The organism is Streptococcus parasanguinis ATCC 15912 (assembly GCF_000164675.2).
GTDB lineage: Bacteria > Bacillota > Bacilli > Lactobacillales > Streptococcaceae > Streptococcus > Streptococcus parasanguinis.
Window position 1 is genome coordinate 2,003,303 of sequence record NC_015678.1, and the last position, 12,952, is coordinate 2,016,254.

General features: G+C 44.4%; 10 protein-coding genes and 1 tRNA gene. All 11 read left to right on the plus strand.

The genetic code is table 11. The features are described from left to right. The first annotated feature begins 57 nt into the window (after positions 1-57). Positions 58-1,191, plus strand: a complete 1,134-nt coding sequence (gene dnaJ / locus HMPREF0833_RS09410; protein WP_013904676.1) for a molecular chaperone DnaJ — start codon at positions 58-60, stop codon at positions 1,189-1,191. Between the two features lie 161 nt (positions 1,192-1,352). Then, complete coding sequence (locus HMPREF0833_RS09415; protein WP_013904677.1) at positions 1,353-4,892, plus strand: family 20 glycosylhydrolase; 3,540 nt, start codon at positions 1,353-1,355, stop codon at positions 4,890-4,892. 289 nt (positions 4,893-5,181) lie between these two features. Continuing rightward, positions 5,182-5,928: a tRNA pseudouridine(38-40) synthase TruA gene (gene truA / locus HMPREF0833_RS09420; protein WP_013904678.1), complete on the plus strand. Its 747-nt coding sequence runs from the start codon at positions 5,182-5,184 to the stop codon at positions 5,926-5,928. Beyond that, on the plus strand, positions 5,921-6,682 hold the full coding sequence (locus tag HMPREF0833_RS09425) for a bifunctional hydroxymethylpyrimidine kinase/phosphomethylpyrimidine kinase (RefSeq protein WP_003017985.1): 762 nt from the start codon (positions 5,921-5,923) through the stop codon (positions 6,680-6,682). Before truA ends, HMPREF0833_RS09425 begins: the two co-directional genes overlap by 8 nt. Next, on the plus strand, positions 6,672-7,142 hold the full coding sequence (locus HMPREF0833_RS09430; protein ID WP_003017988.1) for an ECF transporter S component: 471 nt from the start codon (positions 6,672-6,674) through the stop codon (positions 7,140-7,142). Before HMPREF0833_RS09425 ends, HMPREF0833_RS09430 begins: the two co-directional genes overlap by 11 nt. Positions 7,143-7,145: 3 nt before the next feature. After that, on the plus strand, positions 7,146-7,709 hold the full coding sequence (locus HMPREF0833_RS09435; RefSeq protein ID WP_003017993.1) for a TIGR01440 family protein: 564 nt from the start codon (positions 7,146-7,148) through the stop codon (positions 7,707-7,709). A gap of 128 nt (positions 7,710-7,837) precedes the next feature. Continuing rightward, positions 7,838-9,121: a trigger factor gene (gene tig / locus HMPREF0833_RS09440; protein ID WP_003017990.1), complete on the plus strand. Its 1,284-nt coding sequence runs from the start codon at positions 7,838-7,840 to the stop codon at positions 9,119-9,121. Between the two features lie 224 nt (positions 9,122-9,345). Next, positions 9,346-9,930, plus strand: coding sequence for a DNA-directed RNA polymerase subunit delta (gene rpoE, locus HMPREF0833_RS09445; RefSeq protein ID WP_003004516.1), 585 nt, complete (start codon positions 9,346-9,348; stop codon positions 9,928-9,930). 260 nt (positions 9,931-10,190) lie between these two features. Then, on the plus strand, positions 10,191-10,886 hold the full coding sequence (locus tag HMPREF0833_RS09450; RefSeq protein WP_003017330.1) for a B3/B4 domain-containing protein: 696 nt from the start codon (positions 10,191-10,193) through the stop codon (positions 10,884-10,886). Between the two features lie 173 nt (positions 10,887-11,059). Beyond that, positions 11,060-12,673 carry a CTP synthase gene (locus HMPREF0833_RS09455; RefSeq protein ID WP_003017325.1) on the plus strand — a complete coding sequence of 538 codons (1,614 nt, stop codon included), beginning with the start codon at positions 11,060-11,062 and terminating at the stop codon, positions 12,671-12,673. Between the two features lie 124 nt (positions 12,674-12,797). Further along, positions 12,798-12,883, plus strand: a tRNA-Leu gene (locus HMPREF0833_RS09460). Positions 12,884-12,952: the final 69 nt, after the last annotated feature.

The following is a 12,952-nucleotide window of genomic DNA, read 5'->3' on the forward strand; positions in this document are numbered from 1 at the left end:
CGTCGTCAAAACTCCTATTTTGGCTGTGTCCGTTTAACGCCCTTTGTATCTTGAATTATGAACAATACTGAATTTTATGACCGTTTGGGCGTTTCAAAGAATGCATCTCAAGATGAGATCAAGAAAGCCTATCGGAAATTATCTAAAAAATATCACCCAGATATCAACAAGGAGCCTGGTGCTGAGGAAAAGTACAAGGAAGTTCAAGAAGCTTATGAGACTTTGAGTGACGAGCAAAAACGAGCTGCTTATGACCAATATGGTGCTGCGGGTGCCAATGGTGGCTTCGGTGGCGGAGCAGGTGGTTTTGGTGGCTTTGATGGTGCTGGTTTTGGTGGCTTTGAAGATATCTTCTCTAGCTTCTTTGGTGGCGGTGCAAGTCGTAATCCAAATGCACCTCGTCAAGGGGATGACCTCCAATACCGCGTCAATCTCAAGTTTGAAGAAGCGATTTTTGGTGCGGAAAAAGAAGTCAAGTACCATCGGGAAGCTAGCTGTCATACCTGTCATGGTTCTGGGGCTAAGCCAGGGACTAGTCCGGTGACCTGTGGACGCTGTCATGGTTCTGGAGTCATCAATGTGGATACGCAAACCCCTCTTGGGATGATGCGCCGTCAAGTGACCTGTGATGTCTGTCATGGTCGTGGTCAAGAAATCAAAGATCCATGTAGCACTTGTCGTGGAACAGGTCATGAAAAACAAGCTCATAGCGTGAATGTCAAGATTCCTGCAGGAGTTGAAACAGGTCAACAAATCCGATTAGCTGGTCAAGGAGAAGCTGGCTTTAACGGTGGACCTTATGGTGACTTGTATGTCGTTGTCAATGTTGAGCCGAGCGATCGCTTCGAACGAGATGGCTCAACCATCTACTACAAGTTAGACTTGAACTTTGTCCAAGCAGCTCTTGGAGATACGGTCCATGTGCCAACTGTTCACGGAGATGTCGATTTGGTCATTCCTGAAGGAACCCAAACCGGTAAGAAATTCCGCCTCCGTGGAAAAGGGGCTCCAAGCTTACGTGGTGGTGCTATGGGGGATCAATATGTATCTGTCAATGTCGTCACCCCAACTGGTTTAAATGACAAGCAAAAAGAAGCCCTTCAAGCCTTTGCGGAAGCAAGTGATTTGAAGGTCAACCCAAAGAAAAAAGGTTTCTTTGACAAGGTCAAAGATGCTTTAGATGATTTATAAAAATGAACGAGTTTCCTTTTGAGTAAGGAGCTCGTTTTATTTTGGATCGAATCCAAGAACTTCCTCTCCTAATTAAAGAATAATGAGAAGCCTCATTGAATTTATTAAGATATCGTGCTAAATTTAAGAAAACGATTACAATGACAATTTAGGAGGTCCTGATGAAATCACATCAACCACGTTATGCGATTCGCAAGTATGCAGTAGGAGCTGCTTCGGTGCTCATAGGATTTTTTGCTGGTGCTCATGTTGTAGCGGCCGATACGCCGACGACTACTGAAAGTCCTGCAACGACAGTTCCAACTCAGCCAAACGAGAGTGAGTCAACTATTTCCCTTAATGAGGAAGCTTCTCAGCCAGCAGTAGAAAAACCAACGGCTCCTGCCCCGATCGTCGATCAAAGTCAACCAACACTGCCTGATCGTGAATTGCGGGTATCAGATCTTGACCGTTTGATTCGCGAAGAAGCAAGTTCTGTCGCAGAGTCGGATGTGACAACTCAACCAACGACAGCAGCGACGGAAACGCCTGCTAAAGATCCTGACCAAGAAGAAAAATTAGCCAAGAAAAAGATTGTTTCGATTGATGCCGGTCGCAAGTACTTCTCACCAGACCAAATCAAGGAAATCATTGATGAAGCAAGTAAGACGGGCTATACAGACTTGCATCTTCTAGTTGGAAATGACGGCTTGCGCTTTGTGCTGGATGATATGTCTTTGAAAGTGGGAGATACTTCTTATTCTAGCCAAGCCGTGACAGATGCTGTTGAAAAAGGGACGAAGGCTTATTACGATGATCCGAACGGGACAGCCTTGACCCAGGCTCAAATGGATGATATTTTGGCCTACGCCAAATCGAAGAAAGTAGGTGTCATTCCAACCATTAATAGTCCAGGTCACATGGATGCGATTCTGACAGCCATGGAACAATTGGGGATCGAAAACCCTCACTTTAATTATTTTGGTACAAAGAAATCAGCTAGGACAGTTGATTTGGACAACCAAAAAGCCTTAGACTTTACTAAGGCTTTGGTAGACAAGTATGCGGCTTATTTCAGCGGCAAAGCAGATATTTTCAATATTGGTTTGGATGAATATGCCAACGATGCCACAGATGACCATGGTTGGCAGGTTCTCCAAGCCAGCAAGCATTGGCCAGGTGAAGGCTATCCAGAAAAAGGCTATGAAAAATTCATCCAATATGCTAATGATCTAGCAGCTATTGTGAAAAAACACAAGATGAAACCAATGGCCTTTAATGACGGGATCTACTACAATGGCGATACTTCCTATGGTACTTTTGACAAGGATATCATTGTCTCCTACTGGACAGGTGGCTGGAATGGCTATGATGTCGCTTCTTCAAAACTCTTGTCTGAACTAGGTCATCAGATTCTTAATACTAATGATGCTTGGTATTATGTGATTGGACGGGATAAGGCTGGATCTGGTTGGTACAACCTTGATCAAGGTCTCGAAGGAATTTCCAAGTCAGCGATTGATGTCGTTCAAAAAAATGATGGGTCTAAGGTGCCCTTCATCGGTGGGATGGTAGCTGCCTGGGCAGATACACCATCCGCAACCTACAAAAAAGACCTTCTCTTTAAGTTGATGCATGCCTTCGTGGACAAGAATGCGGACTACTTTGTTGCAGATCTTGAAGTTGTCGAAAAAGCTCTTTCGGAAGCTCCAACTGATTTGGATCACTATACACCGGAATCTCTAGTAGCCTTTACGGCAGCCAAAAAAGCTTTAGAAGGGGTAGGAGCAGACACGACTCGAGCAGAGGCCAAAACCTTGATCGATCATCTTAAAGCGGCTCAAGATGCTTTGGTGTATACAGAAAGCTACGCGAAAGAAGTTGCTGCAAAAGAAGCAGCAGAAAAACTCGCCATGAAGAAGGTCATCTCGATCGATGCAGGTCGCAAATACTTCTCGCTGGATCAGTTGAAACGGATCGTAGATAAGGCCAGTGAGCTGGGTTATTCTGACTTGCACCTCCTTGTCGGAAACGATGGTATGCGCTTCGTCCTCGATGATATGACGGTGGAAGCCAATGGCAAAACCTATGCCAGTGACGATGTGAAAAAGGCCATTCTAGAAGGCACCAAGGCCTATTACGATGATCCAAATGGTCAAGCTTTGACCCAAGCAGAAATGGATGAGCTCCATGCTTATGCTACTGCTAAAGGAATCGGCTTGATTGCGGCAGTCAATAGTCCTGGCCACATGGATGCTTTGTTGGTGGCCATGGAAAAATTGGGCATTGAAAATCCACAAGCCAGCTTTGATACGGTTTCAAAAACAACCATGGATTTGACCAATGAAGCAGCAGTCAACTTTACCAAAGCCTTGATTGGCAAGTATATGGACTACTTCAAAGACAAGTCTAAGATCTTTAACTACGGAACAGATGAATATGCCAATGACGCTACCAGTGCGCAAGGTTGGTACTACCTCAAGTGGTATGACCTCTATGGTAAGTTTGCGGAGTATTCCAATAGTCTTGCAGCCATGGCGCGTGAAAAAGGCTTGCAGCCAATGGCCTTTAACGATGGCTTCTATTATGGAGATGAAGATGATGTTGCCTTTGACAAGGACGTCTTGATTTCATACTGGTCTAAAGGATGGTGGGGCTATAACCTCGCATCTCCACAGTATTTGGCAGATAAGGGTTATAAATTCCTTAATACCAACGGAGACTGGTATTATGTTTTGGGAAGAACACCTGAAACGGGTGGTGGTTATATTGAGAAAGCGATTGCCAATGCAGCTGCTACTCCATTTAGACAACTCCCAAGTACAACGTATCCTGAAACATCTTTGCCGATGATCGGTAGTATGGTAGCTGTTTGGTGTGATACCCCAAGTGAAGAATACATCGAAAAAAATGTCTTTGATCTCATGGAAGCTTTTGCCAACCATAACAAGGACTATTTCAAGGCGGACTTCACTGCTCTTAGAAAAGCAGTTGCTACGGTGCCAACAGATCTAGACATTTACACACCAGAATCGCGCGCAGCCCTTGCGAAAGTCTTAGATAGCTTGAATTGGAATGTGAGCCGTGCTCATCAAGATCAGGTGGATCAAGAAGTGGCCACTCTGACTCAAGCCCTTGCGGGGCTCAAGCCAATCACGCAAGTAGGTAGCTTGGCTGAAAATGACGTCAAAGCCCTAGTGGAAGACAAACCAAGTCTTGAAATCGTAGAAAAAGAACTTGATTTTGACCTTGTGGAACGGAGCAATCCAGATCTCGCTAAAGGAGAACGAAAAGTGATCCAGGCTGGGGTTAAAGGGCAAGGTCTTGAGTATGTAGAGGTTTCGGCACTTGATCAAAGTCGAAAAGTGATTGCTACAGAAGTTGCCACAGAGCCGGTTGCAGAAATTGTTGAAGTCGGTACCAAAGAAGTCGTGATCCCAACAACCCCTTCCGTAGAAGCGCCAGTGAAGTCAGACGTGCTCGTAAACAAAGTGGTTCCAGATCCTTCAACACCTCAAGTGATCTCGAAAGATCAACCAGTTGCACCAGGAAATACCCCAACGCCAATTCCAGCAGCTGTGGAAAAAGAGGTTCGTTCAGAAACAGTATCTTCTAACAAGCAACTTCCAGAAACAGGAGCAGAATCTGCTTTGGGACTCGCTTTACTAGGAGCGATCTTAGGGGCAGCAGGAATGGACTTGAAAAATAAAAAAAGAGACTAAGACCTAGTAGATTTGTAACAGGTCGAAGTTAGGAGAGTGGGACAGAAATCGGTAATTCGTTAGAATTCGATTTCGTCGTCCCACCTCCGCACAGTTGAGTAGGGCTGTAAAAGCTGATGAAATCAGCGTAGTAGAGCCCACTCAACCACTGCGTCTTGCTCGACAATCCAAAAATAATTGAGAGGCTAGGACTTTTGTCCCAGCCTCTTTTTGTGCCTGCAAAACTGTACCCGGACAGTTTGATTTTTTCACTATTGTAACCCCTTCTATATCTTGCTAAAATAGAACCATGACACGATACAAAGCAACCATTTCATATGATGGGACCTTGTTTGCAGGGTTTCAACGCCAACCGCATGCCCGCAGTGTGCAAGAGGAAATCGAGAAGACCTTGACGCGCCTCAATCAAGGAACCCCCGTTACCGTTCATGGAGCGGGGCGAACGGATTCCGGTGTCCATGCTCTTGGACAGGTGATTCATTTTGATCTCCCCCAAGAGCGGGACGAGGAGAAGCTCCGCTTTGCCCTCGATACCCAAACTCCAGAGGATATTGATTTTATCCGTGTGGAGCAAGTAGCGGCTGACTTTCATTCACGCTACAAGAAGCACAGCAAGACCTATGAATTCATCGTGGATTATGGTCGTCCCAAGAACCCCATGATGCGCCACTATGCCACCCACTATCCTTATCCTTTGGATGTGGAAAAGATGCAAGCAGCCATCCAAAAGTTGGAGGGAACCCATGATTTCACCGGTTTCACAGCTTCAGGAACCAGTGTGGAAGACAAGGTTCGTACGATTACAGAGGCTCGCTTGGTCGAGGATGCAGAACATCACCGCCTTGTCTTTACCTTTTCGGGCAATGGTTTTCTCTACAAGCAAATCCGCAATATGGTGGGAACTTTGTTGAAGATCGGAAATGATCGGATGCCGATCGAGCAGATCGATCTAATTTTAGAACAGAAGGACCGCAATCTAGCAGGTCCTACAGCAGCGCCAAATGGCTTATATTTAAAGGAGATCCGTTATGAGTAATGAATTGATTCTAGCTATTTCAGGAAATGATATTTTTAGTGGGGGAGGTCTTCACGCAGACCTTGCAACTTATACGACTAACAAACAGCATGGTTTTGTAGCGGTGACTTGTTTGACCGCTATGACGGAGCACGGTTTTGAAGTGATTCCGGTGGATCCAACGACCTTTGCGCAGCAGCTCAACTCTCTCAAGGATGTTCCTTTTTCTGCAATTAAACTCGGCCTTTTGCCAAATGTCCAAGTGGCAGACTTGGCCTTGGACTATGTCAAAGCCCATGCGGAGATCCCTGTGGTACTAGATCCTGTCTTGGTCTGCAAGGAAAGCCATGATGTTGAAGTTTCAGCTCTTCGAGACGAATTGATCAAATTCTTCCCTTATGTGACGATCATTACGCCGAACTTGCCAGAAGCTGAGATCTTGACCCAAAGCAAGATTCAATCGCTCGATGATATGAAGGAGGCAGCGCGCAAGCTCTACGAATTAGGAGCAGCGAATGTCGTGGTCAAAGGAGGCAATCGTCTCAATAAAGAAAAGGCCATCGATGTCTTTTATGATGGGACGGACTTCACCATCATTGAAGAGCCAGTCTTAGAAAAGAACAATACAGGAGCTGGTTGTACCTTTGCGTCTAGCATTTCCAGCCAGTTGGTGCAAGGGAAATCTCCACTTGAAGCTGTTAAAGCCTCTAAAGACTTTGTTTTCCAAGCGATTCAACATTCAGACCAGTATGGAGTAGTACAGTATGACATCTAATCGAACTCAACTCATTGCCCGCCTCTCTATTTTGACAGCCTTGACAGTTGTACTTGGCTACTATACCAAACTTCCAACTCCTACAGGGATCGTCACCCTACTAGATCTTGGTGCCTATTTCACAGCCTTCTATTTTGGACGCAAGGAAGGTGCTATTGTAGGTGGTGTCGGAGCCTTCTTATTGGATCTGATTTCAGGCTATCCTCAGTGGATGTTCTTTAGCCTCCTCTTTCACGGGGGACAAGGATATTTCGCTGGCTTCAAGGGCAAAGCTCGTTACCTAGGCTTGCTTCTTGCGACAGTCGTCATGGTAGGCGGTTACGCACTAGCTTCTGCTCTCTTTTTAGGCAATGGTTGGGGAGCTGCTATCTCGGACATTCCGAATAACCTCGCTCAGAATTTTGTTGGAATGGCTTTAGGCTATGTGGTCTATTATGCATTTCAAAAGAAAGGAAGCTAATTCATGGATCTGGAGCAACTGAAGAAGGATACAAAAGAAATCTTGGTAGATGTCTTGGAAAAAAGCCGTCTCCGCCAAGGACAGATTCTAGTCCTCGGGATGTCTTCAAGTGAAGTTGCAGGAGGGCGAATTGGAAAAGCCTCCAACATCGATATTGCCGAAGCTATTGTCCAGACCTTGCTAGATGAGTTGAATCCAAGAGGGATTTATCTGGCGGTACAAGGATGTGAGCATCTCAATCGCGCCTTGGTGGTCGAAAGAGAATTGGCAGATAAAAAGGAGTTAGAAATCGTCAATGTCCTTCCAAGTCTCCATGCAGGAGGTGCTGGACAACTCGCAGCTTTCAAGTATTTTAAGGATCCTGTTGAGGTGGAATTTATCACAGCTCAAGCCGGGTTAGACATCGGAGATACCTCAGTAGGGATGCATGTCAAACACGTGCAAGTTCCGATTCGCCCTATCTTGCGTGAACTAGGTGGCGCCCATGTCACAGCCCTCGCCAGTCGGCCAAAATTGATCGGTGGCGCCCGTGCTCTCTACCTCGATGATCCCATCCGAAAATCATAATTAGAACTAGCTTTTAAGGGCTAGTTTTTTTGGATGAAAAGAGAGGCAAAAACGTTTTAAAACTTGCAATTTCAAAGTTTTGTGGTAAAATTATAAGGAATGACTATATTATTTTAAGGAGAGACAGAATGTCTGTATCATTTGAAAACAAAGAAACTAACCACGGTGTATTGACTTTCACAATCAGCCAAGAGCAAATCAAACCTGCTTTGGACCGTGTGTTTGAGTCTGTTAAGAAAACTTTGAACGTACCTGGATTCCGTAAAGGTCATATTCCACGTCCAATCTTCAACCAACGTTTTGGTGAAGAAGCTCTTTACCAAGATGCTTTGAACGATCTTCTTCCAGCAGCATACGAAGCAGCTGTTAAAGAAGCTGGAATCGAAGTTGTAGCACAACCAACTTTCGATGTTGTATCTATGGAAAAAGGTCAAGACTGGACATTGACAGCAGCTGTTGTAACAAAACCTGAAGTAAAATTGGGTGCTTACAAAGACCTTGAAGTGTCAGTAGAAGTTTCTAAAGAAGTAACAGACGCTGATGTGGATGCTCGTATCGAACGCGAACGCAACAACTTGGCTGAATTGGTTGTTAAAGAAGGTGCTGCTGCAGAAGGTGACACAGTTGTGATCGACTTCGTAGGTTCTATCGACGGTGTTGAATTCGACGGTGGTAAAGGTGACAACTTCTCACTTGGACTTGGTTCAGGTCAATTCATCCCAGGTTTCGAAGACCAATTGGTTGGACACTCTGCTGGTGAAACAGTTGATGTGATCGTAACATTCCCAGAAGACTACCAAGCAGCTGACCTTGCAGGTAAAGAAGCGAAATTCGTGACAACGATCCACGAAGTAAAAGCAAAAGAAGTACCAGCTCTTGACGATGAATTGGCAAAAGACATCGACGAAGAAGTTGAAACTCTTGCTGAATTGAAAGAAAAATACCGCAAAGAATTGGCAGCAGCTAAAGAAGAAGCATACAACGATGCAGTAGAAGCAGCAGCAATCGATCTTGCCGTTGAAAATGCTGAAATCGTTGACCTTCCAGAAGAAATGATCCATGAAGAAGTACACCGTTCAATCAACGAATTCCTTGGAAACATGCAACGTCAAGGTATCTCACCTGAAATGTACTTCCAAATCACTGGAACAACTCAAGAAGATCTTCACAAACAATACGAAGCAGAAGCTGAAAGCCGTACGAAGACAAACCTTGTGGTTGAAGCAGTAGCGAAAGCAGAAGGCTTCGAAGCAACTGAAGAAGAAATCAACGCTGAAATCGAACAATTGGCAGCAGATTACAACATGCCAGTTGAACAAGTTCGCAACCTTCTTTCACCAGAAATGTTGAAACATGACATCACAGTGAAGAAAGCAGTGAACGTGATTACAAGCACAGCAAAAGTAAAATAATTGAGATTAAAAAGAAGAGCCGTGAGGCTCTTCTTTTCTGATTTCGTGGAGAATCCTGGAATTTTCCTTTGACGAAAGGGGAAATTTATCGTACAATAGAGTGTAACGATAAAATGCGTGATAGATTTAGTGACGAGAAGTTTTCAATCTATCATTGAGGATAGGATGAGGTTTAAGACCAGATCCTTCTCCATTTAGGAAATGAAACATAAGGAGATTTACCCTTGGAATTAGAAGTATTTGCTGGACAAGAAAAAAGTGAACTTTCTATGATTGAAGTGGCACGTGCGATTTTAGAATTACGCGGACGTGACCATGAAATGTACTTTAGCGATCTTGTAAATGAAATTCAAAATTACCTTGAAAAATCAAACAGCGAGATCCGTGAAGCTCTTCCATTGTTCTACACAGAATTGAATGTAGATGGAAGCTTTATCCCACTTGGAGATAACAAATGGGGCCTTCGTTCATGGTATGCCATCGATGAAGTTGATGAGGAAATCATCGCTCTTGAAGAAACAGACGAAGACGAAACTCCTAAGAAACGGAAGAAAAAACGTGTCAATGCCTTCATGGATGGAGACGAAGATGCAATCGACTACAACGATGACGATCCAGAAGACGAAGAAGTTTACGAAGCAGATCCAGCTCTTTCATATGATGAAGAAAATCCAGATGATGAAAAGAGTGAAGTCGAAGCTTACGATGCTGAAATCAATGAAATCGTACCAGATGATTTGGGTGAGGAAGTTGAATTGAGCGAAGAAGACGACGAAGAAGAGGATGCTGAAGACGAGGAAGAAGAATAAATCATAAGAAGAGGCTGGGACAAAAGTCCTAGCCTCTCAATTGTTTTTGGATTGTCGAGCAAGACGCAGTGGTTGAGTGGGCTCTACTACGCTGATTTCATCAGCTTTTACAGCCCTACTCAACTGTGCGGAGGTGGGACGACGAAATCGAATTCTAACGAATTACCGATTTCTGTCCCACTCTCTTTTTGTTTGCATTGACAAAAATGGCGAAATGGCATATGATAATCGTGTAAGGTTTCCCAATAGGAGGTGTTCAGATGGACTTTCGTTTAGATCAAAGTTTAGTAGCTCTTGGTATTGATACGGTTGTGGTCGGAATTGCTAGAAATGTGGACCCCCAAGCAGTTTTACCCCCTTCTTTTCTTGAAAAGAAGAAAGAGCTTGAACAATGGGCGCTCCAGTGTCAGACAGAAGAAGTAGTGGCATCTCCTGTCATCAAAGGGTATACAGACCTCTTGCAAAAAGTAGGGCGTAGCATCAAGAAAAATCCACCAACAGTCCTAGCTCTTATCCGAAACATCCAGCATCGAGGAGCTCTTCCTCAGATCAATAGCATCATCGATATCTATAATGTCGAATCTCTGAAGTCTTTTCTCGCGATCGGAGGACATGACCTAGATAAGATTGAGGGACAGATTGAATTTACAGTGAGTCAAAGAGACGATCTTTTCCTCCCTATCCTTTCTAGTGAAAAACATGTCGCACCGACAGATCCTGTCTATCGGGATCAAAAAGGAGTTTTGGCTTGGTTGGATGTACGCGATAGTGACCATTACAAATTTGAGGAGACTACGCAAAACGCCCTCTTTGTCATTCAAGGAAATACCGAGACATCAGTCGAGATGCGTTTAGAAGCACTGGAGCGAATCCGCAAGGACCTTGCTCTTTGCATGTCTCAGCTTCAATTTGAGAAATTTCTCGTCACACAAAATGGAGTGGAAAAGGTCTCGTAAACAGCGAAAATCATTTTCATGAAATTTTCAATTTGACAAAGTAGACCATTTGCGGTAAGATATTGTTCGGGCACCTCATTTTGAGGTCGGAGCTCCCTAAGGATTAGGGAGCTATTTTTGTTTTTTCTGCAAAGAGGAATGGCCTCTACAACATTAGAAGAAGAGGAAAGCACATGTCAACAAAATATATTTTTGTCACGGGTGGTGTCGTATCATCCATCGGAAAAGGAATTGTCGCAGCAAGTCTTGGTCGCTTGCTCAAAAATCGTGGATTGAAAGTGACGATCCAAAAGTTTGACCCTTATATCAATATCGACCCAGGGACGATGAGTCCTTACCAACACGGGGAAGTATTTGTCACAGACGATGGTGCAGAGACAGACTTGGACCTTGGTCACTATGAACGCTTCATTGATATCAATCTGAATAAGTACTCAAATGTGACAACAGGGAAAATTTATAGCGAAGTTCTTCGCAAAGAACGTCGCGGAGAATACTTGGGCGCGACTGTACAGGTTATTCCTCATATTACAGATGCCTTGAAAGAAAAGATCAAACGAGCAGCGACAACGACGGATTCTGATGTCATCATCACAGAAGTCGGGGGAACAGTTGGAGACATTGAGTCCCTTCCATTCCTTGAAGCTCTTCGTCAAATGAAGGCAGATGTTGGTGCTGAAAACGTTATGTACATCCACACCACCCTTCTTCCTTACTTGAAAGCTGCGGGAGAAATGAAAACCAAGCCGACCCAACACTCTGTGAAAGAATTACGTGGTCTTGGGATTCAACCAAATATGTTGGTCATCCGTACAGAAAAACCAGCTGGTCAAGGAATTAAGAACAAGTTGGCTCAATTCTGTGATGTCGCACCAGAAGCTGTCATCGAATCACTGGATGTGGACCATTTGTACCAAATCCCATTGAACTTGCAAGCACAAAATATGGACCAAATCGTTTGTGACCATTTGAAATTGGATGTTCCTGCAGCAGATATGACAGAATGGTCTGCGATGGTCGACAAGGTCATGAACCTCAAGAAGCAGGTCAAGATTTCCTTGGTTGGAAAATACGTAGAATTGCAAGATGCCTACATTTCTGTCGTTGAGGCCTTGAAGCACTCAGGTTATGCCAACGATGCAGAAGTCAAGATTAATTGGGTCAATGCCAATGATGTGACAGCTGAAAATGTGGCAGAACTCCTTGGAGATGCGGATGGGATCATCGTCCCAGGTGGTTTTGGCCAACGGGGAACAGAAGGAAAAATTCAAGCCATCAAGTATGCGCGTGAACAGGACGTCCCAATGTTAGGTGTCTGCCTGGGGATGCAGTTAACCTGTATCGAATTTGCCCGTCACGTTTTAGGTTTGGAAGGGGCCAATTCATCCGAATTGGATCCAGAAACCAAGTATCCAATTATCGATATCATGCGAGACCAAATCGATGTGGAAGACATGGGAGGAACGCTCCGTCTCGGTCTTTACCCATCTAAACTCAAACGAGGCTCAAAAGCAGCCGCTGCCTATGACAATCAAGAAGTGGTACAACGTCGCCACCGTCACCGTTATGAGTTTAACAATGCTTTCCGTGAACAGTTCGAAGAAGCAGGATTTGTCTTCTCAGGTGTTTCACCAGACAATCGTTTGGTCGAAATCGTTGAAATCCCAGAAAACAAATTCTTTGTCGCTTGCCAATACCACCCAGAATTGTCAAGCCGTCCAAACCGTCCAGAAGGACTTTACACAGCCTTTATCACAGCGGCAGTTGAAAACCACGATAGCAAATAAAAATCAAGGGAGCAGGTCGAAGGACCTGTTCCCTTTTTGTGAGAAAATGACAAACTTTGAAAAAAGTTTGAAAAAATTCTTGACAAAAAAGTCGTTGATTGATATACTAGTAAAGTACTCAATCGCGGGGATGGCGGAATTGGCAGACGCGCAGGACTAAGGATCCTGTGACCGCTTTAGGTCGTGAGGGTTCAAGTCCCTCTCTCCGCATCGGATCAAGATAGCTTCGGCTATCTTTTTTTATTTCTAAAATTATTTTAGTAGAATAGAAGGAAAGTG

Bases quoted from the DNA above. Each gene is read 5' to 3' on its own strand.
- dnaJ (WP_013904676.1), top strand. From the start codon at position 58: ATGAACAATACTGAATTTTATGACCGTTTGGGCGTTTCAAAGAATGCA.
- HMPREF0833_RS09415 (WP_013904677.1), top strand. From the start codon at position 1,353: ATGAAATCACATCAACCACGTTATGCGATTCGCAAGTATGCAGTAGGA.
- truA (WP_013904678.1), top strand. From the start codon at position 5,182: ATGACACGATACAAAGCAACCATTTCATATGATGGGACCTTGTTTGCA.
- HMPREF0833_RS09425 (WP_003017985.1), top strand. From the start codon at position 5,921: ATGAGTAATGAATTGATTCTAGCTATTTCAGGAAATGATATTTTTAGT.
- HMPREF0833_RS09430 (WP_003017988.1), top strand. From the start codon at position 6,672: ATGACATCTAATCGAACTCAACTCATTGCCCGCCTCTCTATTTTGACA.
- HMPREF0833_RS09435 (WP_003017993.1), top strand. From the start codon at position 7,146: ATGGATCTGGAGCAACTGAAGAAGGATACAAAAGAAATCTTGGTAGAT.
- tig (WP_003017990.1), top strand. From the start codon at position 7,838: ATGTCTGTATCATTTGAAAACAAAGAAACTAACCACGGTGTATTGACT.
- HMPREF0833_RS09450 (WP_003017330.1), top strand. From the start codon at position 10,191: ATGGACTTTCGTTTAGATCAAAGTTTAGTAGCTCTTGGTATTGATACG.
- HMPREF0833_RS09455 (WP_003017325.1), top strand. From the start codon at position 11,060: ATGTCAACAAAATATATTTTTGTCACGGGTGGTGTCGTATCATCCATC.